Genomic DNA, 21,544 nt, shown 5'->3' on the forward strand with positions numbered 1-21,544 from the left:
GGGCGCCATGCCCGTTAAAAACAAAACCGCAAAAGACCTTTCATACAGTCGCATAAACGGGCGCGCCGGCCTTGCCGCGGCGGAAGCCGCGCGCATGGAGGAACTGTCCAAAGCCTACATATCTTTTCTCGGCGCGGCGAAAACCGAAAGGCTTGCCCACGACGAGACGGTAAAGCTCCTCTCCGCCGCGGGCTATGCCGACCTGGACCGGCTTATACAATCCGGCGCGGCGCTGAAACCGGGCGACAAAATTTACCGCTCCTGCTGCGGCAAGACGCTGATGGCCGTTTTGATAGGCGAAAAGCCGCTGGAGTCCGGCCTGCGCATAGTGGGCGGCCATACCGACGCCCCCCGGCTGGACATCAAGCAGAACCCGCTTTACGAAAGCGGCGAGCTTGCCCTTCTGGACACGCATTATTACGGCGGCATCAAGAAATACCAGTGGGTCGCGCTGCCGCTGGCGCTGCACGGCGTTTTTGTAAAGCCCGGCGGCAAAAAAATAAACGTCAATATCGGCGATGACGAGAGCGACCCCGTCCTCTACATCTCCGACCTGCTGCCGCATTTGGGGCAGGAGCAGGCCAAGCGCGCGCTGGGCGAAGGCATTTCCGGCGAGGACCTGGATGTTATCGCAGGTTCGGCCTCCTGCGCTGGCAAAAAGCGCAAGGAAAAAATCAAATACCGCGTGCTGGAAATACTGCACGAGAAATACGGCGTCACGGAAGCCGACTTCCTGTCGGCTGAGCTGGAAATAGTCCCCGCCGGCAAACCGCGCGAGGCGGGGCTGGACCGCTCTCTGATAGTCGGCTACGGGCACGACGACAGGATTTGCGTCTACGCGGGCATCCGGGCGCTACTGGATATCGCCAAAACGCCGCAGTATTCCGCCTGCGCGCTGCTCTGCGACAAGGAAGAGGTCGGCTCCACCGGCGCAACCGGCATGGAATCGCTTTTTTTTGAAAACACCGTCGCGGAACTGCTGGCGCTGCAGGGCGCGCATTCGCCGGAGTTTGCCGCCAAGCGGGCGATGAGCCGCTCCCGCATGCTGTCTGCCGACGTCAACGCCGCTTTTGACCCGCTCTATCCCGGCCCGTACGAGAAAAAGAACGCCGCGCTCATAAATCACGGGACCTGCGTCACCAAATTCACCGGCGCGCGCGGCAAGGCCGGCGCCAACGACGCCAACGCGGAATTCCTGGCCGAAATCCGCCGGATTTTTGACGGCGCCAAAGTCGCCTGGCAGGCCGCCGAGCTGGGCAAGGTGGACGCGGGCGGCGGCGGCACCATAGCCGGCATAATGGCGCGTTACGGCATGGAGGTGGTGGACTGCGGCGTGCCGCTTCTGTCCATGCATGCGCCATGGGAAGCCGCCGCGAAGTTTGATTTCTACATGACATACAAGGGCTTCCGCGCGTTTTTCACGGACGCGAAATGAAAATACGCATTATCATAACCGGCGGCACCTTTGACAAGGAATACAACGAGCTTACCGGCGAGCTTTTCTTCCGCCGCACCCATATTGAGGAGATGCTGCGTCTTGGCCGCTGCCGCCTGGACGCGGCGGTCTCGCCGCTGATGATGATAGACAGTCTCTGCATGACCGACGCCCACCGCCGGAAAATACTGGACGCCTGCCTCAAATGCCGCGAGGACCGTATCGTCATCACCCACGGCACGGATACCATGGCGGAAACGGCGCGCCTTCTGGGCCGGAACATCTCCGGCAAGACGGTGGTGCTGACGGGCGCGATGGTGCCCTACAAATTCGGCAGCTCCGACGGGATGTTCAATCTGGGCAGCGCGTTGTCTTTTGCGCAGTCGCTGCCGTACGGCGTGTATATCGCCATGAATGGCAGGCTGTTCCATTCCGACAACGTGAGGAAAAACAAATCCAAAGGCGAGTTCGAGCCTGTCCGGTAATCGCCCCGGAAAAATAGAAATGTCATCCAGACCCGTCTGTGGCTGCTTCCCGATGGCGCGGACGATGGCGCGGTTTCAGTTTCCCGCCTTATAATGGTAAAATGAAATAACTGGAGAGGTGGCCGAGCGGTTGAAGGCGCAGTCCTGGAAAGACTGTAGGGCTCTAAAGGTCCTCGAGGGTTCGAATCCCTCCCTCTCCGTAGCTTTGAAAGAACCCTGCGAAAGCAGGGTTTTTGCTTTCAAAGCTGCCTACGGAGAGGAGCAGGCCAACTGCTTGGCCTGCGCGAGGGATTCGAAAGGCGCAGCGTTGTCCCGGCAGCAGCCGGGACCGCGAGCCGGGGTCGCGAGTTCAAGTTCGCGGCGGCGAACTTGAAACTTGTGACCGAATCCCGTCGTCACGATATCATTAACATCCCCCTCTCCGCCAGTTTACAAAATAATGCCGAACAAAATTATTCGCGCGTGCTCTACAGCACGAAAGGATAATTTTGGGAAGGCAGTATGAATCGATTTTTCGCCGAATTCCGCGGCCAACTGAAATTTTCAGGTTAAAGCGCGGAGGGGGTGGGATTTGGTCACGGGTTCCAAATTTGCCGTCGCAAATTTGGCCCCGCGACCCCGCCTCGCGGCCTCGGCTGCTGCCTCGGCAGCGCTGCGGCTTTCAAATCCCAGCGCGGGCCAAGCAGTTGGCCCGCTCCCCATCCGCTAAAACAGAAATCCCGCTTTCGCGGGATTTCTTAAAGCGCGGAGGGGGTGGGATTTGAACCCACGAGGAGGTTGCCCCCCTACAGGTTTTCGAGACCTGCTGTTTCAACCGCTCACACACCCCTCCATTATGCACTGCGAGTGCGCGGTTAATATTGTACCAAAACAGCCGCTTATGTTCTGCCGCGGCGGGGGCACAGCGCTTGCGCGAACTGGCTAAAAATAGTACTTTGAGAAATCCTGTGGAATACCACAATGCCGGGAGTGCCAAGGGGGGATTTATGAGCGCGGATGATATTTTCCAAAAAGCTAATGTCGCAGCAGCAGTTTTCAGCCAATACAGCCAGGAGCAGGTCGACGCAATTGTCCGAGCCGTCTACAAAGCCGGCTTCGACAACAGGGTGCGCCTTGCTAAAATGGCAGTGGAGGAAACCAAGCTGGGCCGCTGGCAGGACAAGGTCATTAAAAATGTCCTGGCAACCCAAATTGTCTACGAGGATATCAAGGACGACAAAACCGTCGGCATCATATCAGACGACAAGATAACCGGCATTCTGGAAATCGCGCAGCCTATCGGGCCGATACTGGCAATAACGCCGGTTACAAACCCGACCTCCACGGCAATGTTCAAAATCATAATCGCGCTCAAAACACGCAATCCGATAATCATTAGTCCGCACCGCAACGCCGAAAAATGCACCATGGAAGCCGCCCGCGTCTGCTACGAGGCGGCCCTAAGCGCCGACGCGCCGGAAGACTGCATTCAATGGGTAACCCACACCTCGCGCGAGGAAACGCAAAAGCTGATGTCCCATAAATCGCTTGCGCTGATACTTGCCACCGGCGGCAGCGGGCTGGTGCGCGCGGCTTATAGCTCCGGCACGCCCGCCATAGGCGTAGGCTCCGGCAATGTGCCGGTTCTTATAGAAAAATCCGCCGATGCGCAATTTGCCGTGTCCCAGATTCTGGCTTCCAAAACTTTTGACAACGGCACCGTTTGCTGCAGCGAGCAGGCCATAGTGGCGGAGCAGGCCATTGCCGGCGATGTGATAGCCGAATTCAGCAGGCATAAAGCCTATTTTCTTGAGGACGGAGAAATCCCCAAACTGGAAAGAGTGGCATTTGACAGGGAAAAAGGAATAATGAATGCCGCCATCATCGGTAAACCGGCGGGAGAGATATTAAAGCTCGCCGGCTTGAATGCTCCGCCGGACACAAGCGTGATTATCGCCAGGCTCAAAGGTGTCGGGGCAAACCATCCGCTGTCCTCCGAGATTCTGGCGCCGATACTGGCGTTCTACACCGCCCCCTCTTTTGATGACGCGGTCAATCTCTGCATAGAGATTAATTTTCACGGCGGCATGGGCCACACCGCCAGCATGTACTCAAACGATGAGGAGAAAATAAGAAAATTCGCAAATCTCATGAATGCCGGGCGGATACTTATCAACACGCCATCGTCGCAGGGAGGCGTGGGCGGGTTCTATAATACACTGTCCCCGTCCCTGACGCTGGGCTGCGGAACGGGCGGCAAAAACATAACCACCGACAATATCACGGCCAGGCATCTCCTGAATATCCAGCGCATCGCGCGCAGGCGTGTGAATGACACGTTCGCAAGTTTTGACCACGCCAAGTATTACGACGAAAGCTTCAATGCGGAGAGGCTGGAAAAAGAGTATTGCCGGAACAGATAGAAAGGCCAAAACAGATTCAGACAAACGGATGGAAGTGGAGCGGAAAAACCAAGGCTTCAGTTGAAAAACTGAAGCCTTGTTCTGTGTTGGCGATTGTTATGTTTTGCAGAACTTCTGCATGTTTTTGCAAGCTGGCGGAGGGGGTGGGATTTGGTCACGGGTTCCAAATTTGCCGTCGCAAATTTAGCCCCGCGACCCCGCCTCGCGGCCTCGGCTGCTGCCTCGGCAGCGCTGCGGCTTTCAAATCCCAGCGCGGGCCAAGCAGTTGGCCCGCTCCCCATCCGCTAAAACAGAAATCCCGCTTTCGCGGGATTTCTTAAAGCGCGGAGGGGGTGGGATTTGAACCCACGAGGAGGTTGCCCCCCTACAGGTTTTCGAGACCTGCTGTTTCAACCGCTCACACACCCCTCCATTATGCACTGCGAGTGAATATCGCACCAAAACGGACGATTATGTTCTGCCGCTGCTTGCGGCTGCGCGGCGCTTGCGGCTGCCTGCGGGGCTGCCACGGCGGATTCTCTGTGCGGCAAGGCTTACCGCTTCAATCTGCTTGACATATCCGGTGCAGCGGCAGAGATTGCCGTCCAGCGCATGGCGAATCTGCCGCGGCGACGGGTCCGTGTTCTCGTCCAGCAGCGACTTGGCGGAAAGTATCATGCCGGGTATGCAGAAACCGCATTGCACCGCGCCCGTCTCCGCAAATGCCTGCTGAATCGGATGCGGATTGGATGTGCCGCCAAGCCCTTCTATTGTGGTGATATCCCTGCCATGCGCGGCGACGGCGGGAAGCAGGCAGGAGAGCATGGGCCTGCCGTCAATTATCACTGTGCAGGAGCCGCATTCCCCGGTGTCGCAGCCGCGTTTTGCGCCGCGCCAGCCGTTGCGGCGCAGCGCGTCAAGCAGCGTTTCTGAGGGGCGCACGCGCCAGCGGAGGGCCGCTCCGTTGAGATTTAGGTCTATTTCAAAAATTCCGTCGCGGGTCTTAAGCGTCCGCGCGGGAAGCCGCACGGAAACCGCGCTGTTTGCGCCCATGGGTTTTGCAGATTTTTTCATAATGCCTCCGTTACGGCGCGGCGGACCAGCTCCGGGATTATCTCTCTTTTGTATTCCGGCGAGCCGTGCGACGGCGTCAGGCCCTCCACTCCCTCAAGCGACGCGGCGGCGGCCAGCCCGGCTGAGGCTTCCCGCGCGGGCGCGCCTTCCAGCGCGCGCTCCGCGCCGCGCAGCCGCACAACACGCGCCGTCGCTCCGCCAAGAGCCAGCCGGACAGCGCGGAATTTGCCGCCTTTGACCGAAAAAACCGCCGCCAGCAGCGCGTAGCACTCCCAGGAGGAGGCGGTTTTGCCGAATTTGACGAATGCGCCGCGCATGTTTTTCGCCGCGGGCGGAATCAGAAATTCAGTGATAAGCGCGCCGCTGCCCAGCGACTGTGCCAGCGGCCTCTCCGCAAGCGACTGCGCCGGATGCCAGGCCGCCTTGCCTTTGCAAATGACCCGCGCCTTCGCCTCCAGCGCGGCAAACACCGGCGGCAGATGGTTCCACGGCAGCGGCCTTGCCATATTGCCGCCGGCAGTGGCCATGTTGCGTATAAGCTGGCTGGAAACCTCGTCCGAGGCGCGCGCCATAATTCCGCCCGCCCAGGCCGCCGCCTTTGATTTTGCGATATCCGAAAATACCGCCGCCGCGCCGATATGCAGGCCGGCTTTGTCCGCCCGGATGTAATCCAGCCCGGCAAGCCGCAGGCTTACCAGCCGCTCCGTTCCCGGCGGCATGGTTTTGAAGGGCATGGTGCCGCCGGCCAGTATGGCCGTGCTGCGGGAAAGCAATGCTGCGGCGGCTTTTTCCGATTCCGGCAAATGGTATTGGCTGAACATCATCTCACCTCGCTTGGAAAAGCGGATTTGGCAGGTAATGGGGCTTGTCGGGCTTGATTTCTGTCTTCTTAAGCTCCACCTCCTGCACTATCACCGACGGCGCGACTATGGAATACGGCACGCCCTTGTAGTTGTAGTCATAGGCGCCGGCGGTATCCGAGGCTAGCACGATATCGCGCAGCGCGCGGGGGGAAAGCTCGGCCAGCTGGAAGCCGTGGACCGGCTCCTCCCGCCCGTCTTTCACATAGACCCTGTAGGCGCAGAAGACGCCGCGCAAATCGTCCACGCGGCGCAGTATCACGCCGTAATCAAGCTCCAGCTCCCGGCACATCTCAAGAAGGCGCGCTTTCATCCCGCCTGCGGGCGCACAGGAGGAGACGCTCACTATCAGATTCCCCGGCACCGCCTCTGCCCAGGAATAGCGGCTTCTGCCGTGGCCGTTGGAGGCGGCGCGCTCCCTGACGGGGGCGCGGCTGAGCAGCAAATCCGCCAGCTTACCTTTTTTTATAAGCTCCACGCGCTGCGCGGGGACGCCCTCGTCGTCGGCAAGGTAATGCCCGGCCAGAAGCTGGCCGTTCCATTCCCTAAGCGAGGGATCGTCCGTTACGTTTATGGACGGCGCCGCCACCCGCATCCCCAGCTTTCCGGAAAAAGCGCCGGCTTCGGGGTCGCGTTCGCGCTCGGTCCACCAGGCGCGCGGCCTTATCAGGCTGTGCGCCAGTGTTTCCTTGAACAGCTCCCCTGCGGCCTCGCCCTCAAACAGGACGGGGCCTATGTAGGGCGCGGCCGTAGCGGAGCCGGCCAGCGCGGCGGTCTCCGCCGCGAAATTTCCGGCGCGGGCGCGGAAAAAATCCGCCCCCGGCAGCGAGGCCGCATCGTAATAAAAACTCATCCGCTGCGCGATTTTGAAGCCGTCGGCGGACTGGACCTGGGCCGTAAACTCCACGCTGACGTCGTTTGCGGCGGCGGAGCGGTAAAACGCGCCCTCGCTGTTGAGATAGCGGCGCAGCCCGTTGTCCCGCGCGATGTTGACCATCGTCTTGTCCAGAGCGGGATATTTGCGGAATTCGGCGGAGACGGTTCTGGCCAGCTTTTCCAGCTCCGCGCGCCCGCCGGCTGCGGGAGCTTCCGGTTCGGACAGCAGGATACCGGGCGCGGGGGTCAGGTCCGGCAGCGGGTCGGCTATGTTGCGCTTTTCGCGGAAAGCGCGTTTCTGGTCCAGCTTTTCCAGCGCGGTTTTGTAGTTCAGGTCGGTAAGCTGCCAGAGATTATGGCGGGTATTGCCGTAGTTGCAGTCAAGGCTGCTCAGAAACCCCGCGGGCCCCATCTCGTCCGAGGAGCCGTAGAAGTTGGAGTTGTCAAACTCCGGGCTGCCGGCGCGCACCTCCGCCTGGCCGCGCATCTGCATCACGTCGCGGCTTCTGACAAGCGAGCCCAGGCTGGCCGTTATCTCGCACCCGCGCTCCATATGCAGCGCGTAGGAAACGAAATACGGCCCGGGAAAATCGTCCATCCTGAGGCTGGAGAGGGTGCGCGCCATCTCGTCTTTCATGGCGGACATGCACTTGTCGCCGGCGGGGAACTCCGCCGCGCGGACGGGCAGAACGGCAAGCAGCGCGAGCAATGCGGGTTTCACTGCGCCTCCGCGGAAGGCGGCGGGATAAGAGGCGGCCTCTCGTGCATTTTGACCACCTTCTGCACCTCCATCTCCGACACCAGAAGGCTGGGCGACACCGCCGAAACCGGCACCCATCCCGATTCGGCTCCGCAGCTGCCGTTGAATACCGCGGGGTCGTCCGCGGCGGCGGTTATCTTGGTGAAAACGGTAAGCGGCGTGCCTATCAGATCCACGCCGCGCACGGCCTCGTCCGGGCTGCCGTCGGCGTAGACGCGGTAGACCAGTTTCGGTATCACCGTGAACGCCTGCGCGCCGAACACGCTGGTGTTGGTGTTGCCGCCGGCGATGTCCTCAAACACCAGGCCGTAGGGCTTGCCGCGGCGCTTAATCTCCTCTATAAGCATTTCGCGCAGCCGGGGATAGGGCACCGCCGCTTTCGCCGAGACTATGGTGTTGCCCATGCGCGCCACGGCGTCGTATCCCGGCTCGCGGCGGCCGTGTCCGTTGGACTGCGGAAACCCGTTTATAGGCGAGCGGCTCATCAGAAAAGCGCGCAGCACCCCGTTTTCGGCGATTTCCACGCGGCGGGCGCGGACGCCCTCGTCGTCGTAATCGTACCAGCCGCGCAGGGCCAGGCCGTTGAAACGTTTCAGAGTCGGGTCGTCGGCCACGGAAATCAGCGGCGACACTATCTCGCCGCCCACCTTGTCGGCGAAGGTCTTGCCGGAAAATTCGTCCTTCTGGCGCTGCCCTTCCACCCGGTGTCCGAAAATCTCGTGGAAAAACACGGCGGCGGCGCGGTTTCTGAGTATGGCGGGCCCCGAATACGGCTCCGCGACCGGCGCGTCCAACAGGGCCTTGAGCTCCGCGGCGGAGGCCGCTATGTCTGCGATAACGCGCGCTTCGGAGGGGAAATCCTGTTCGGAGAGGCCCTCGTAGCTTTTGTATCGCTCCAGCTCCATCCCGTCGTCGGTGCGGCTGCCGAGGCGGTAGCCCAGCGTGATGTAGACATTGCCCGATGCGATGCGCGAGCCTTCGCTGTTGACATAATACCTGTTCTGCGCCGAGACGGAAAAATTCACATCCGTGGAGTAAATGAACGGATACCTGCGCATCTCGCGGGACAGGCGCTCCAGCCGCGCGCGCCACTGCGGTCTGTCCAATTTCGGGAACTCAACCTCGCGGAAGGATTTTTCCGGCTTCTCCTGCGAGAAATCGGGCGAGCCGTCCTCCTCGTCGGCGGTTACGGCGTGGTTGGTTTTCACCTTGGTGTATTTTTCCTGGGCTTTCTTGAACTCCTCCTCCGTCTGGCGCCAGAGGGAGGCGCGCAGCGCGGTTTCATCATCCTCCAGGGGCGCCAGGAAATGCCTGCCCTCGTCGCCGTGGTCGCCGCTCATGGCGGCCGCACCCTTGACCTGATGAGTATTATCCAGCTCCGGCGAGCCGACGCGCGCGTCTATGTCCAGATACCGCTCGTGCGACATGTCGTCCTGGTTTATGCCGCCCAGCTCGGCGGAAAGGGACCAGCGCCGGTCGTCGGTCATCTGATAGGAAAGGAAATACAGCGGCGCATCCTCCGCCTTGCCGTAGGCGGAAAGAGAGCGGTCCAGCTCCTTTGACATGGCATTGAGAATGTCGCCGCCGCACAATGCGGGCCGGGCCGGCAGTGCCAGCAGGACGGCGCAAAGCAGTTGTTTCATCACAGGGACTCCTTAGCAGCGTCGTTTGCAATGATGCTTAGCGCGCGGCGCGCCAGCACCGCCGCCATCGCCCGCCGGTATTCGGCGGACGAGCGCGCGTCGTCCACGGGCGAGCAGGCGTCCCGCGCGGCCAGCGCGGCGCGCTCTATCATGTCTGCGGAAAGAGGGGCGCCTTCCAGAATTTCCTGGGATTTGGCGGCGCGCAGCGGGCGCGGCCCCGCCGCGCCCAGCATTATGGAGACGCCGCGCGCCAGGCCGTTCTCCAGCCGCAATGTTACGCCTGCGGAGACTTTTGAAATGGCAAAGGAGCGGCGCGCCGCCAGCTTCAGATAAACGCCTTTGTGCGCGGTGTCGGGCAGCTCAAAACCCAGAATGATGTCGCAGCGCGAAAGCGCGGTTTTTTTCGGGCCCAGAACGAGGCTTTCAACCGGGATTTTCCGTATGCCGCCGTCGTTTGCGATGATGGCGGCGGCGTTTTCGGCGCAGAGGGCGCACAACCCGTCCGCCGCAGGCGAGCCGTTGGCGCAGTTGCCGCCCAGAGTGGCCATGTTGCGCAGGGACGGGCAGGCGAATTTGCGGCAGGCCTGCGCCAGCGCGGGCAGCATTTCCCGCGTCAGCGGATGCGCGCCCACATCGGTTATTTTCTCCGCCGCGCCGATGAAAATATGCCCGTCCTGCCGCCGTATGCCGCGTAGCTGCGGAAGGCGGCTTATGTCAACCCACGGGGCCGGCGCGCCGCCGCGCCGGGCCGATATTAGCAAATCGGTTCCGCCGGCAAGCGCCCTGCCGCCGCCGCGCAGAACGCGCAGCGCCTCGGCAAGGGTGTTGGGCAGTATTATGCCGGCGTTGAGCATTTTTTCCTCATCTCCGCGGCAGCTTTTTCAACGGCGCGGAAAATCATCTCGTAGCCGGTGCAGCGGCAGATATTGCCGGAGAGGGCTTCTTTTATCTGGTCGCGGGTCGGGGAGAGGGTTTCGCTTAAAAGCGCGTAGGCGGCCACTATCATGCCCGGCGTGCAGAAACCGCACTGCACCGCGCCCTCTTCCGCGAAGGCACTGGACAGCGGATGCGGGCCGTTCTTGTTTATGCCCTCTATGGTGATAATGCTTGCACCTTCGGCCTGCGCCGCCATGAAAAGGCAGGAATTTACCGCCCTGCCGTTTACAATCACAAGGCATGCGCCGCATTCGCCCTGATTGCAGCCGGTTTTGGTGCCTGTAAGCAGCAGTTCCCCGCGCAGAAATTCGGCAAGGGTGAGGCCGGAATCAATTTCCCGCGACACCGCCGCGCCGTTGACCGCGCAGCCCAGCCTTATTTTTGAAGAGCTTTCCATAATTTCTCCGGCAGCATGGGCAGTTCGCGCAGCCGCGCGCCGCAGGCCGCAAAGACGGCGTTGGCCACGGCTGGCGCGACGGCGATAAGAGGCGCCTCGCCGAAACCCTTGGCGTTATAGGGGCCCTGCTCGTAGCCGCGCTCTATGATGGCGCAATCAAACTCAGGCGTCTGCTCCGCCGAGGGGACCAGATAGTCCGTCATATTCGGGTTCTGCATGACGCCGTCTTTTAACACCAGATTTTCGCAGACGGCGTACCCCATCCCCTGCAACGCGCCGCCCTGCATCTGCCCCTCGGTAAGCTGCGGGTTTACCGCCTTGCCCATGTCGTGGGCGCAGATAAGTTTCTCCACACGGATTTCGCCGGTTTCGCGGTCCACGGAGACTTCCGCCGCGTTGGCGGAATAGGCGTAGATTACATAGGGGACACCCTGTCCGTCCTCGCTGTTATAGGACGTGGGCGGGGCTATGTACCAGCCGTGTTCGGCCATTTTCAGGCGGCGGCCCCAGCATTCGGCGGCGGCCTCCGCAAAAGACACGGCGGCGCCTCCGGCGGAAAAAACGCCGTTTGACGCAGCCATTTCCCCGGCGGGCGCGCCTTTGGCAGACAGCAAATCCCGCGCGGCGGAAAACAGCCGCTCCCGCAGGGGGGAGCAGGCCTCCAGCACGGCGTTGCCGGCCATTAAAGTGGTGCGGCTGGCGACGGTGGGCCCGGAATCCGGGACAAGGGCGGTGTCCACCTCCGAAACGCGCACGGCGCAATACGGGGCGTTTAGCGATTCCGCCGCTATCTGGGCCAGCACGGTCTGCGCGCCCTGCCCCATCTCGGTATTGCCGACGGCGACCTGCGCCGAGCCGTCCTTGAAAACCGTAACCGCCGCGCCGGCCCTGTCCAGATATTTCCCGCCCGCGCCAAGCCCCACGCCGTAATAGCTGACCGAAAACCCCGTCCCGCGCCCGGGTTTGGGCGGGCCGGCGCGCCGGCGCGCCTCAAGCAGCGCCTCCTCCAGCCCGCAGGACTGGGACACCGTCTGGCCGCAGGCGGTTTTATCGCCCGGGCGGAGAATGTTTTTAAGGCGCAGTTCCACCGGGTCCATTCCCAGCTTTGCGGCCAGCTCGTCTATGAGGGATTCTGTCGCGAAGGAAATCTGCGGCTGGCCGAACCCCCTGTAGGCGCCGCATGGAACCTTATTGGTGGCGGCGGCGAAGGTTTCCACCAGGAGGTTGTCCAGGACATAGGGGCCCGTGGCATGTACTGTCCCGCGCCAGAGGACTATAGGCGAAAGCGTGGCGTAAGCCCCGCCGTCCAGCACATACTTCACCCGGCAGGCGGTGATTTTGCCGTCCCTGCGCGCGGCGTAGAGGACTTTCATCCACGCCGGGTGGCGCTTGCTCATGGACAGGAAATCCTCGTCGCGCTCGTATATCAGCTTGACCGGCCTGCCGGTTTTGCGCGCGGCCAGCGCGGCATGCGCGGCCACAAGGGCGGGCACATCCTCCTTGCCGCCGAAGCCGCCGCCCGTTACCCGCTGCACCACGCGTACCATGTTTTGCGGCACGCCCAGAACGCAGGCCACTGCGTCATGCACGTAAAAAGGGCATTGGGTGGAGGTGTATATCGTCATCGCGCCGTTTTCCGGCACGGCCAGCGCGCCCTGCGTTTCCAGATAGACATGCGCCTGGTAATTGGCGGTATAGACCGCCTCAACCACCGCGTCGGCGGAGCGGATGGCCTCTTCCGCATCGCCGCGTTTCACTCGGTAGCTGGAGATGATGTTGTTTTCGCCGTGGACTTTCGGGGCGGACGGCTCCATCGCGGCAAGCGGGTCCGTCACAAACTCCAGCTTGCGGAATGCGACGCGGGTTCTGCGCGCCGCCTCAACCGCGGCATGGCGGGTGTCCGCCACGACGATGGCGAGCGTCTCGCCGCAGAATTTGGCTTCCTTCTCCGGCAGGAAGGGATAATCGTTTTTAACCAGCGGCCACTGGTTTTTGCCCGGGATGTCTTTTGCGGTTATAGAGGCGGCAAAACCGCTTACGGCGGCGGCCTCGGAAAAATCAAGTTCTTCTATAAGGATATGCGGATGCGCGCTGCGCACCGCCGCGGCATAGAGCGTTCCGGCGGGGGCGCAGTCGTCCACATACACCGCCGCGCCGCAGGCTTTGGGCAGGGCGTCCTTGCGAATCTCGCTTTTGCCGACGGTGAAAAGCTCGGTCATCGTTTCACGGGCCGTTTGCCGGCGGGGCGGGCCTCCCGCACGCGCATGTGCGCGCCGGTTCTGCCGTTGGCGATTTTCAATATCTCCGCCAGGACGGAAATGGCTATCTCGCCCGGCGTCTTGCCGCTTATATCCAGCCCTATGGGCGAGAAAACGCGGTTGTCCCTTTCGGGATGAAGGCCTTTGCGGTTGAAGCCGGCGAAAACCTCGCGCACCTTGGAGGCGGAGCCTATCATCCCTATATACGCCGCCTTGGTGGGCAGGGCGCGCAGCAGGCATTGCGCGTCAAAGGCATGTCCGCGCGTAACAATCACTATATAAGTGCGCCCGTCCACCCGGGCGGGGGTTATGGCTTTGTGGGGACGGGCGACCACTATTTCCGCCGCCTCGGGGAAACGCTCCCTGCTGGCGAAATCGGCGCGCTCGTCTGCGACGCTGTAAGGTATCGCGGCGCAGCCGGCCGCCCGGGCGATTTTAAGCGCCACATGCCCGGCTCCCAGAATCAGCAGTTTTATTTTTGCGGAAAAAACCTCTATGTAAACCTCCGCCCTGCCGGAGCATAACATGCCCGCGCCCCCGGGGGTGAGGTCGAAGCTCTCGCGCCGGTTTTCGCCCAGCTTCAGCGCGGCGAGGGCGGATTTTATGCACAAAGCCTCCAGCCTGCCGCCGCCGACGGTTCCGGCGATACCCCCGCCGGGAAAAACAACCATGCGCGAGCCCGCGTCCCGCGGCGTGGAGCCCGCGGAGGAGATAATCGTAACAAGCGCGGCTTCCCGGCCCGCCTCTATGGCCTGGTCCAGCAGCCTGAAAATCCGTTCCGGCTCATTCATCATGTCGGCTCCGTGTCAAAACGGCGTATTGTTCCGGCGTGTCTATGTCGCGTATCACGGATTCCTCGTCTACGTCTACATCTATGACCGAGACGCTGCCGTGATGCGTTACCCAGTGCAGCCCCTTGTCCGGCGGGGCTTCAAAACAGAGCGGCCAGACCCTGGCATCCAGTATTATGGGATGCCCGCGCTTTCCCCTGTGCCTCGGGATTGCGATGCAGCCGGGATTTTGCCGCCAGGCGTCTATCAGCTTCTCATAGACGGCGGAGCTTACCTCCGGCTGGTCCACCAGCGCCATCACCGCCGCGCCGGCGTATACCGGCATGTTGCGCAGCGCCGTTTTCAGCGAGGACAGCTGCCCCTGCTCCGGGTGCGGGTTGACCAGCGCATGGGTGTGTCTGCCCGGCCATTTCCCGCGTATTTCCGCCGCATGCGCGCCCATTACCACGGTTATGCTGTGAACGCCCGCCCCGTGCATGGCGGAGCAGACCGCGTCAAGAAAAGTGCCGCCCCTGTACTCCAGCAGCGCCTTGGGCCGTCCCATGCGCGATGAGGCGCCCGCGGCCAGTATGATGCCGCATATCATGCTACCCTCCGGACACCGGCGGGAACACATGAAGCACGTCCCCGTCTTTCAGTTTTGCCTGCGCCATTTTTCGGTGATCCAGCAGGTCGGAGTTAAGTGTAACGGCGAAATGCGCGCGCAGTACGCCCTCTTCGTCAAGCAGCAGCCTGTCCAGCCCGGGCTTTGCGGCGGCCAGCGCGCCGATTACGTCGGAGGCGCTGCCGCCTTCCAGTATGACGGAAGATTCGCCCAGTCTGTCTTTGAGCGTGGTGTAGAGCTTTACAATAACCTTGGCCATTGAAACACCTGTGCAATTTTACAATATCCGAAGCCCGGCAAGGCTTATTATGGCCGGCCCGACATTATCCGGTCAAACAGGGACTGAAGCTGTGCGGCGGTTTCCGGCGAAGGCCGGGCGGAAGATGTCCGGCCCGGTTTCTTTGCCAGCCGCGCGGCATAGGCCACAATCAGCGGATTTGCGCCGGCGTCCGGCGCGGCGGACAGCGCGTCCAATGCCTGCTCGGTCTGGCCGGAACGCTCCAGCGCGAATGCCCGGAATACCGCCACGCCGGGGCGCATGGGGCTTAACTCGTAAAGCCGGCGGTATGCGTCCGCTGATTTTTTCCAGTCGCGCAGCATCAGCAGCGAATAGCCCAGATTCTGCCAGCCGTTGGCGTCCGCGCCGTTGAGGGCGACCGCCTTTTCCGCCGCGGCCTTCGCGGCCTGCCAGTCGCCGACGCTGCTTGACGCCCAGGATAACTGCATCCACGCCGGACCGTAGAGCGGGGCCAGCCGCGCCGCTTTCGTGAAACAGGCTGTCGCCTCCGGCCATGCGCCCGCCTTGCCCAAAGCCGTGCCGATGTTCACATAGCCGATATGCGCCGCCCCCTCGTTATCGCCGGAGGAGGCCAGCCGCTTCAATTCGTCCGTGTTGTGGGTGAAATACATGGACTGCACCGCCGCGCGCAGGGCGCTGCTGAGCCAGCCGGGACGCATTTTCTCGCTGGCGGAGGCGGCCTCCAGCGCAAGTTGCGGCTGCCCCTGGCGCAGCAGGGAGGGGGCGCGCTCCGCCTCCACTTTCCAACTGTAGGGCGGATTGGAATGTATCTCCAGAAAAGACCATTCATCGCGGCTGGCGTATACATGCCGCGCGGACTGGATGAACCAGAAAAGCCCAACGGCGCAGGCTGCGGCGGCCATCTGGCGTAGATATTGCGGCCTGTCCCTTGCAATCAGGCACAAGCCAATCAGCGCAAGCGCGAAAGAGGATATGGCGCGCGTGGGCATAATCTCGCCGTTCATGGTCAGCGAGGCCGCAATCTCTCCCCCGCAAAGCGCAAACAGCGCAAGCCATACCAAAGCGGTTCTGCGCGGCGCGGACAGGAAAACGGCGGCTGCCGCCGCGGCGGCCCACAGCGCCAGATGCAGCGCGTAAAGCGGGGAGGCGGCCATTCCGCCCATGGCGCGGAAGCTGCCCGTAACGAGTATGCCGAGATACTTTGAATACGCCGCGCCGGCGTATCGCAGCATGGCCCACTGCATCGCGCCCGGATGCGGGGGCCTGTCATGCGCCAGCGCGAAATGCCGCTGCAGCAGATACAATCCGACCGCCGCGCCGCAGGCGGCAAGCGCGATCAATCTGCGCCTGGAAAACCCCTGCCGCGCCGCGACCGTGGCCAGCGCAACGGGAATCAGCACGGCATTCTCGCGGGAAAGGCAGCCCGCGTACACGCAAAGCGCGGACAGAAAACAGTACAGCAGTCCGCTTTCCGCCGCACTGAAGGCAAGCCATGCGCCAGCCGCCGCCGGGATAAGCAGCGTATTGCATGCCGCCACCGGCGAAATGAAACAGAAGCTGTTATAGGGATGCGCCATCAGCAGGGCCGCCGCGCACCATGCCGCAGCAGGCGGCGCGCCCGTGCGCAGCAGCGGCGGCACTATTGAGGCGGCGCATAAAAGCCAGATAATTCCCGCCGCCAGCCTGTAGGGCGCGTCGCTGCCGCAGCTGTAATTTCTGGCGAGTGTGCCCAGCAGCGCGTTTTCCAGCGGACGGTAGTACGCCCCGTCTTCGCCCGTCTCGCGCGACATCAGCAGTTCCGAGTACGGGGCGGAGCTAAGCCAGCCGCACGGGACTTGTATCTTAAGCCCCTCCTCGGCGATAAAAGCGTCGCTGCGGGCCAGCCATATAAGCAGCCCTCCGGCCAGGAAATAAGCTGCCGCCAGCGCCAGCGCGCGTTTCTGTGGTTTTGCGGCGGGAGTCGCGTATTTTTTTCCCATTTTCAGAAGTTTATTAAGTTGCCGTGCGTCCCGGCAACAGAAAAAGTAAAATGAAACTCATGGAAACCGTCTCATCCGGCAGGATAGTGGGCGATTACGACGTGCAGTTCGGCGGCTTTGACAAGCTGATGCCGCACCGCGTGCGCGAGGCGCTGCTTGTGGCCGCGCCTTATGACTCCTTTCTGATTGCGGACGACGACCAGCTTACCGAACTCGTCTTCAGCGAATACCTGGACCTGAACCTGCATTACGCGCCGCGCGTTACCCGCGTCTCCACGCCGGAGGAGGCGCTGGCCAAACTGGACGCGGGCAGGTTTGACCTTGTGATTTATATGTCCAATCCCGGGCAGGAGGCTGGCGATTTCGCGCGCGAGGCGCGCCGCCGCCACCCGGACATGCCGCTTGCGCTTTTATGCTTCAACGCGCCCGACGTGCTGTTTCTGTCGGACGAGGACCGCCGCGCCTTTGACCATGTGTTCCTGTGGCTGGGGGACGCGCGCATTTTCATGTCCATCATAAAGCTGGTGGAGGACAGCCTCAACATAGACCATGACATAGCGCTTTCAAACGTCCAGGCGGTTATACTGATAGAGGATTCGGTGCGTTTCTACTCCTCCTATCTGCCGATAATATATTCCGAGCTGATGAAGCAGACCCAGCGCGTCATGGCCGAGGGCATCAACCTCTCTCACAAAATGCTGCGGATGCGCGCGCGCCCCAAAATACTGCTGGCCACCAATTTTGACGACGCCTGGCGGCTCTACCAGAAATACCGCGGCAATCTGCTGGGGATAATAACGGACGCGCAGTTTTCGCGCGGGGGCCGCAACGACCCGCAGGCCGGCATAGAATTCTGCCGCCGCGTGAAGGCGGAAATACCGGACATGCCGATACTGGTCCAGTCGTCTGACGGGCGCATCTCCGGCGAGGCTGGGCGTGCGGGGGCGTCTTTTCTGGACAAGAATTCGCCCAACATACTAAAGGATTTGCAGTCTTTCATGCTGACCTATTTCGGCTTCGGCGATTTCGTGGCAAGGCTGGCCGGCGGCGACGAGGCGGGCCGCGCCGCCGACCTGCACGGGCTGGTGCGGCTGCTGCGCACCATACCGGACGAAAGCGTGGCCTTCCACGCCAGAAGCAACCATTTCTCCAAATGGCTGATGGCGCGCACCGAGTTTGAAGTCGCCTACCACATCCGCCCGCGCAAGATGAACGATTTCGGCGACATCGGCTCGCTGCGCAGCTATCTCATAAACACAATCCATCAATTCGTGCGCCGGCGGCAGCTGGGCACCGTCGTGCGCTTTGACGAGCGCATCTACGAGCCCGACAGCCCCTTTGTGAAACTGGGCGGCGGCGCGCTGGGCGGCAAGGCGCGGGGGCTGGCTTTCGTGAATTTCCTGATGAGCAAAAGCGACTTCTCGCGCAACTTCCCCGGCATGGTGATGACCGTGCCCGGCACCGTTGCGCTGGCCGCGGATATTTTTGACGCTTTCCTGGAAAACAACGGGCTGCGCCATTTCGCCGGGGGCGGCTATTCCAGCGAGGAGATTTGCTCCGCCTTTGACAATGCCCGCCTGCCCGAACATGCGGAGCGCGCCCTTGCCACCATGCTGGAATCCGCCGGCGGCCCGGTGGCGGTGCGCTCCTCCTCGCTGCTGGAGGATTCGCGCAGCCAGCCTTTTGCGGGGGTTTACAAGACCTACATGCTGGCCAACAACCACCCCGACCCGGCGGCCCGGCTGGCCCAGTTGTGCCGGGCGGTGAAATTCGTCTACGCCTCCACCTACTCCGCCGAGGCGCAGGCATATCTCAGATTCACCACCCACATCCCGGACGAGGAGAAAATGGCGGTGATAGTCCAGTCCGTCGCGGGCCGCAGATACCGGGACGGCAGGTTCTATCCGCTTATCTCCGGCGTGGCGCAGTCTTATAATTATTATCCCGTGCCGCCGCTTAAGGCGGAAGACGGCGTCGCCTACCTGGCGCTGGGCCTGGGAAAGACTATAATGGACGGCTACCGCTCGCTGTGCTTTTCGCCCAGCTATCCGCGCAATCTGCATCAGTTCGCGACGGTGAAGGATTTCCTGGCCAATTCTCAGCGCGATTTCATGGCGGTGGACATGTCCGCCCCGCAGGGCGATTTCGGCTACGATTCGGAGGCGTCCGTCTCGCTTTTCGGGCTGGATGCCGCATACGAGGACGGAGTGCTGGACAAGGTAGGCTCCACCTACTCCTACGAAAACGACGCGGTCTACTCCGGCGCGAACCGCAAAGGCGCAAGGCTTGTAAGTTTTGAGCCGATTCTGAGCGGCGGTCTTTTCCCGCTGGCCGACGCGCTGAAATTCCTCTGCGGCGTGGCCTGCGAGGCGCTGGGCTCCCACGCCGAGATTGAATTTGCCGTCAACGAGCCGGAACGCCCCGGCGAGCCGTTTGAATTCAGCATACTGCAAATGCGGCCCATGCTGGCGCACCAGCACGGCAGAAAGGTGAGTTTTGACGGCATCAGCCCCGCTAAAATCATCTGCCAAAGCCCGCGCGCGCTGGGCAACGGCGTCATCAACGGCGTGGCCGATATAGTCTATGTGAAGCCGGAAACTTTCTCCACCTCAGAGACGCCGCGCATCGCCGCCGAGATAGAGCGCCTAAACGCCGTGCTGCGCAAGGCGGGGCGGCTCTATCTTATAATGGGGCCGGGGAGATGGGGCTCGTCGGACAGGTATCTGGGCATACCGGTTAAATGGAGCCAGATTTCCGCCTCCCGCGCCATTGTGGAGACCGCCGCCGAAAACTTTCATGCCGAGCCGTCGTACGGCACGCATTTTTTTCATAACGTCGCCTCGCTGGGCATCGGATATTTCACCGTCAACCCGCTTAAGGGCGAGGGGACGGTGAACTGGGACTGGCTTGCCCGCCAGCCCGCGCTGGACGAGACTGCCCATATCCGCCACATCCGGCTGGACAAGCCGCTGGACATCCGCGTGGACGGCAGCACCGGCAGGGGAGTGATTTCATTATGACTGTATCCGTCCTTAAAGGCAGCGCCATAGTCTACCGCGTTTTTGACGTGGGAAGCGAAATAAACCTGGCCCGCGCGGCGGAACTGCTGTCGGGCGAAGGCGCCAGCGGCAGGCTGGAACTGGTCTCCGACACGCGCAAGGCGATAGTCATCAGGAACGCGCCGCTTGTGGCCAGCCTGGGCATAGAGCAAATCACCGTCGCGGGGAGGAGTTTCCAGACCTCCGTCTCGGCCAAGATATGGGATTACGGCGTTATCTCGGTGGCGATGGCGCTGCCGCTTGACGGCCCGCTGGAATGGGGCGAACTTGTCAAACTTGCCGCCGCGCTGGAGGAATCAACCGAGATAGAGGCGCGCGCCGCCTCCTGCCGGGGCAGGGTGTCGGCCAAAATCGCGCCGGCCATCATCCAGCCTAACGACTGGAGCACGGTTGAGGATTACGTCACCTGGCTTATAGAAAAATACGACGGCGCGCAAACCCCCGCCGAGCTGCTGCTGAAAGCCGACGTCCCCGCCCTGATTCTCGCCGAGGAGAAAGTGGAGCTTTCCGCCAACAGCCGCGAATCGGCAGCCGAGCATGCGCTTCAGTACAGCAGCCGCGACATGGCGGTGATAGACTGGAACAGCGCATTGCTGATAGAGCCGTCCGGCAGCCGCGAGACGGCGGACGTGATAGAATTCTGCCTCACCCATCTTCTGGAAATGCGCTATTATGACGCGCTGCTGGAACGGAAGCTGGATGTCCTCTACGACTCCATTGGCAAGCGCCCCGGCGGCGGCGTATTCAGCAATTTCTACGCGAATCTTTCAGAGGACGCGGGCCGCCGCTACATGGAGTTCTCTGAATTTCTGGGCCGGGTGGAGAATTCGCTTAAAACCGTCGGCGATTTTTATCTGGCTACGGTGTTCCGCGCCGCCAGCCGGGAGTTCCGTTTTTCGGACTGGCGCCGCAGCGTGGACCGCAAGATGGAGACGCTGGCCAGCATCTCGCATCTTCTGGGCAGCGAGTTCAACACCCGCCGCGCCGTGCTGCTGGAGCTGATAATAATTCTGCTGATAGCGCTGGAGCTTATCCCCTTCCTTAAAATGCTGTTTCAATAGTCCGCTTCCGTCAACAAATAGCATTGCCGGAAAAGCGGGTGATGCCGCGGTAACGCCGGTCATGACTCTGGTTCTGACGCTGCCTGACGCGGGTCAGTCTGACGCCGGTCATTGCCAAAGCAGCCCATTTTGACATAAAATGAGGAGAATTCCCCGGTAGCTCAACGGTGGAGCGATCGGCTGTTAACCGATAGGTTGCTGGTTCGAGTCCAGCCCGGGGAGCCACTCTAGACGCTCAGACAAACTTGAGCCATTTACGGTTAACGCCTCGCCAGTTTCGCGGGGCGTTTTTCCGTTTATAGGCCCCAAATCAGCCGGAGCTTGCGCCAAGGTCGCGTTCAGGTGCATTTTTATCTCTATCTTGCCATCATGTATCACTATCTCCTGAATAAGCGCGCGGAATAGCGCTTTTTGCGCGTCCGGCGGCGCGGTATCCAGATGTTGCATGGCAAAGCGGATATTATCGTGCAAAAACTGTCCGGAATTCGCGGACATCTGTGCCGCGCTCCGCTGGGCATACAATTTTGATAACTTTTCCTCGGCTTCAACGATTTTGGCTTGTAAAGTTGCAGGCAAATTTGACCCGGAAGTTGCAGTGAATTTTGACCCTCCCGAACCCAAAAGTTACCCTGTCTGGGAAAATGCTAATTTCGGACAGGAGGGAGGGGATGATGAGCGTCAAACAT

At 61.6% G+C, this 21,544-nt stretch carries 17 protein-coding genes and 4 tRNA genes; 8 read left to right on the forward strand and 13 right to left on the reverse strand.

Annotated features, from left to right (window positions below):
* Positions 1 to 7 precede the first annotated feature (7 nt).
* The 3 genes from WC421_09920 to WC421_09930 all read left to right on the forward strand — a co-directional run bounded on the left by WC421_09920 (position 8) and on the right by WC421_09930 (position 2,120).
* Positions 8 to 1,435, forward strand: coding sequence for an aminopeptidase (locus WC421_09920; GenBank protein ID MFA5162552.1), 1,428 nt, complete (start codon positions 8 to 10; stop codon positions 1,433 to 1,435).
* Positions 1,432 to 1,920 carry an asparaginase domain-containing protein gene (locus tag WC421_09925; protein ID MFA5162553.1) on the forward strand — a complete coding sequence of 163 codons (489 nt, stop codon included), beginning with the start codon at positions 1,432 to 1,434 and terminating at the stop codon, positions 1,918 to 1,920. The genes WC421_09920 and WC421_09925 overlap by 4 nt, the downstream gene beginning before the upstream one ends.
* A 112-nt stretch (positions 1,921 to 2,032) precedes the next feature.
* A tRNA-Ser gene (locus WC421_09930) sits at positions 2,033 to 2,120 on the forward strand.
* Between the two features lie 545 nt (positions 2,121 to 2,665).
* On the opposite strand, the gene WC421_09935 is transcribed toward WC421_09930, so the two are convergent.
* Positions 2,666 to 2,752, reverse strand: a tRNA-Ser gene (locus WC421_09935).
* Between the two features lie 154 nt (positions 2,753 to 2,906).
* Here WC421_09935 and WC421_09940 point away from each other — a divergent pair.
* The gene (locus tag WC421_09940) at positions 2,907 to 4,322 is read left to right on the forward strand and encodes an aldehyde dehydrogenase family protein (GenBank protein ID MFA5162554.1); all 1,416 of its coding nucleotides are present in this window, start codon (positions 2,907 to 2,909) and stop codon (positions 4,320 to 4,322) included.
* Between the two features lie 324 nt (positions 4,323 to 4,646).
* On the opposite strand, the gene WC421_09945 is transcribed toward WC421_09940, so the two are convergent.
* From WC421_09945 to WC421_10000, 12 genes are all read right to left on the reverse strand, one after another.
* A tRNA-Ser gene (locus WC421_09945) sits at positions 4,647 to 4,733 on the reverse strand.
* Positions 4,734 to 4,772: 39 nt separating this feature from the next.
* The gene (locus WC421_09950) at positions 4,773 to 5,375 is read right to left on the reverse strand and encodes a (2Fe-2S)-binding protein (protein MFA5162555.1); all 603 of its coding nucleotides are present in this window, start codon (positions 5,373 to 5,375) and stop codon (positions 4,773 to 4,775) included.
* Positions 5,372 to 6,199: an FAD binding domain-containing protein gene (locus tag WC421_09955; protein MFA5162556.1), complete on the reverse strand. Its 828-nt coding sequence runs from the start codon at positions 6,197 to 6,199 to the stop codon at positions 5,372 to 5,374. The genes WC421_09950 and WC421_09955 overlap by 4 nt, the downstream gene beginning before the upstream one ends.
* A gap of 1 nt (position 6,200) precedes the next feature.
* The gene (locus WC421_09960) at positions 6,201 to 7,832 is read right to left on the reverse strand and encodes a metallopeptidase TldD-related protein (GenBank protein MFA5162557.1); all 1,632 of its coding nucleotides are present in this window, start codon (positions 7,830 to 7,832) and stop codon (positions 6,201 to 6,203) included.
* The gene (locus WC421_09965) at positions 7,829 to 9,514 is read right to left on the reverse strand and encodes a metallopeptidase TldD-related protein (GenBank protein MFA5162558.1); all 1,686 of its coding nucleotides are present in this window, start codon (positions 9,512 to 9,514) and stop codon (positions 7,829 to 7,831) included. Before WC421_09965 ends, WC421_09960 begins: the two co-directional genes overlap by 4 nt.
* Positions 9,514 to 10,368: an FAD binding domain-containing protein gene (locus WC421_09970; GenBank protein MFA5162559.1), complete on the reverse strand. Its 855-nt coding sequence runs from the start codon at positions 10,366 to 10,368 to the stop codon at positions 9,514 to 9,516. The genes WC421_09965 and WC421_09970 overlap by 1 nt, the downstream gene beginning before the upstream one ends.
* Positions 10,350 to 10,847, reverse strand: a complete 498-nt coding sequence (locus WC421_09975; GenBank protein MFA5162560.1) for a (2Fe-2S)-binding protein — start codon at positions 10,845 to 10,847, stop codon at positions 10,350 to 10,352. Before WC421_09975 ends, WC421_09970 begins: the two co-directional genes overlap by 19 nt.
* Complete coding sequence (locus WC421_09980) at positions 10,826 to 13,066, reverse strand: xanthine dehydrogenase family protein molybdopterin-binding subunit (GenBank protein ID MFA5162561.1); 2,241 nt, start codon at positions 13,064 to 13,066, stop codon at positions 10,826 to 10,828. The genes WC421_09975 and WC421_09980 overlap by 22 nt, the downstream gene beginning before the upstream one ends.
* Positions 13,063 to 13,899, reverse strand: coding sequence for an XdhC/CoxI family protein (locus WC421_09985; GenBank protein MFA5162562.1), 837 nt, complete (start codon positions 13,897 to 13,899; stop codon positions 13,063 to 13,065). Before WC421_09985 ends, WC421_09980 begins: the two co-directional genes overlap by 4 nt.
* Positions 13,889 to 14,482, reverse strand: coding sequence for a nucleotidyltransferase family protein (locus WC421_09990; GenBank protein ID MFA5162563.1), 594 nt, complete (start codon positions 14,480 to 14,482; stop codon positions 13,889 to 13,891). The genes WC421_09985 and WC421_09990 overlap by 11 nt, the downstream gene beginning before the upstream one ends.
* Position 14,483: 1 nt before the next feature.
* Complete coding sequence (locus WC421_09995; GenBank protein MFA5162564.1) at positions 14,484 to 14,759, reverse strand: MoaD/ThiS family protein; 276 nt, start codon at positions 14,757 to 14,759, stop codon at positions 14,484 to 14,486.
* Positions 14,760 to 14,806: 47 nt separating this feature from the next.
* Positions 14,807 to 16,738, reverse strand: a complete 1,932-nt coding sequence (locus tag WC421_10000) for a hypothetical protein (GenBank protein MFA5162565.1) — start codon at positions 16,736 to 16,738, stop codon at positions 14,807 to 14,809.
* Between the two features lie 50 nt (positions 16,739 to 16,788).
* On the opposite strand from WC421_10000, the gene WC421_10005 reads away from it, so the two are divergent.
* The 4 genes from WC421_10005 to WC421_10020 form a co-directional block, all read left to right on the forward strand.
* A complete protein-coding gene (locus WC421_10005) occupies positions 16,789 to 19,758 on the forward strand; it encodes a PEP/pyruvate-binding domain-containing protein (protein ID MFA5162566.1) in 2,970 nt (989 codons plus the stop codon).
* Positions 19,755 to 20,858 (forward strand): hypothetical protein, encoded by a 1,104-nt coding sequence (locus tag WC421_10010; GenBank protein MFA5162567.1) that lies wholly within the window; start codon positions 19,755 to 19,757, stop codon positions 20,856 to 20,858. Before WC421_10005 ends, WC421_10010 begins: the two co-directional genes overlap by 4 nt.
* Positions 20,859 to 21,008: 150 nt before the next feature.
* Positions 21,009 to 21,083, forward strand: a tRNA-Asn gene (locus WC421_10015).
* Positions 21,084 to 21,303: 220 nt separating this feature from the next.
* Positions 21,304 to 21,544: hypothetical protein (locus WC421_10020; protein MFA5162568.1), on the forward strand; the 241-nt coding region annotated here is incomplete at its 3' end.

The sequence above is a fragment of the Elusimicrobiales bacterium genome (assembly GCA_041651175.1).
Lineage (GTDB): Bacteria > Elusimicrobiota > Elusimicrobia > Elusimicrobiales > Elusimicrobiaceae > JAQTYB01.

Bases quoted from the DNA above. Each gene is read 5' to 3' on its own strand.
- WC421_09920 (MFA5162552.1), top strand. From the start codon at position 8: ATGCCCGTTAAAAACAAAACCGCAAAAGACCTTTCATACAGTCGCATA.
- WC421_09925 (MFA5162553.1), top strand. From the start codon at position 1,432: ATGAAAATACGCATTATCATAACCGGCGGCACCTTTGACAAGGAATAC.
- WC421_09940 (MFA5162554.1), top strand. From the start codon at position 2,907: ATGAGCGCGGATGATATTTTCCAAAAAGCTAATGTCGCAGCAGCAGTT.
- WC421_09950 (MFA5162555.1), bottom strand. From the start codon at position 5,375: ATGAAAAAATCTGCAAAACCCATGGGCGCAAACAGCGCGGTTTCCGTG.
- WC421_09955 (MFA5162556.1), bottom strand. From the start codon at position 6,199: ATGATGTTCAGCCAATACCATTTGCCGGAATCGGAAAAAGCCGCCGCA.
- WC421_09965 (MFA5162558.1), bottom strand. From the start codon at position 9,514: ATGAAACAACTGCTTTGCGCCGTCCTGCTGGCACTGCCGGCCCGGCCC.
- WC421_09970 (MFA5162559.1), bottom strand. From the start codon at position 10,368: ATGCTCAACGCCGGCATAATACTGCCCAACACCCTTGCCGAGGCGCTG.
- WC421_09975 (MFA5162560.1), bottom strand. From the start codon at position 10,847: ATGGAAAGCTCTTCAAAAATAAGGCTGGGCTGCGCGGTCAACGGCGCG.
- WC421_09980 (MFA5162561.1), bottom strand. From the start codon at position 13,066: ATGACCGAGCTTTTCACCGTCGGCAAAAGCGAGATTCGCAAGGACGCC.
- WC421_09985 (MFA5162562.1), bottom strand. From the start codon at position 13,899: ATGATGAATGAGCCGGAACGGATTTTCAGGCTGCTGGACCAGGCCATA.
- WC421_09990 (MFA5162563.1), bottom strand. From the start codon at position 14,482: ATGATATGCGGCATCATACTGGCCGCGGGCGCCTCATCGCGCATGGGA.
- WC421_09995 (MFA5162564.1), bottom strand. From the start codon at position 14,759: ATGGCCAAGGTTATTGTAAAGCTCTACACCACGCTCAAAGACAGACTG.
- WC421_10000 (MFA5162565.1), bottom strand. From the start codon at position 16,738: ATGGGAAAAAAATACGCGACTCCCGCCGCAAAACCACAGAAACGCGCG.
- WC421_10005 (MFA5162566.1), top strand. From the start codon at position 16,789: ATGAAACTCATGGAAACCGTCTCATCCGGCAGGATAGTGGGCGATTAC.
- WC421_10010 (MFA5162567.1), top strand. From the start codon at position 19,755: ATGACTGTATCCGTCCTTAAAGGCAGCGCCATAGTCTACCGCGTTTTT.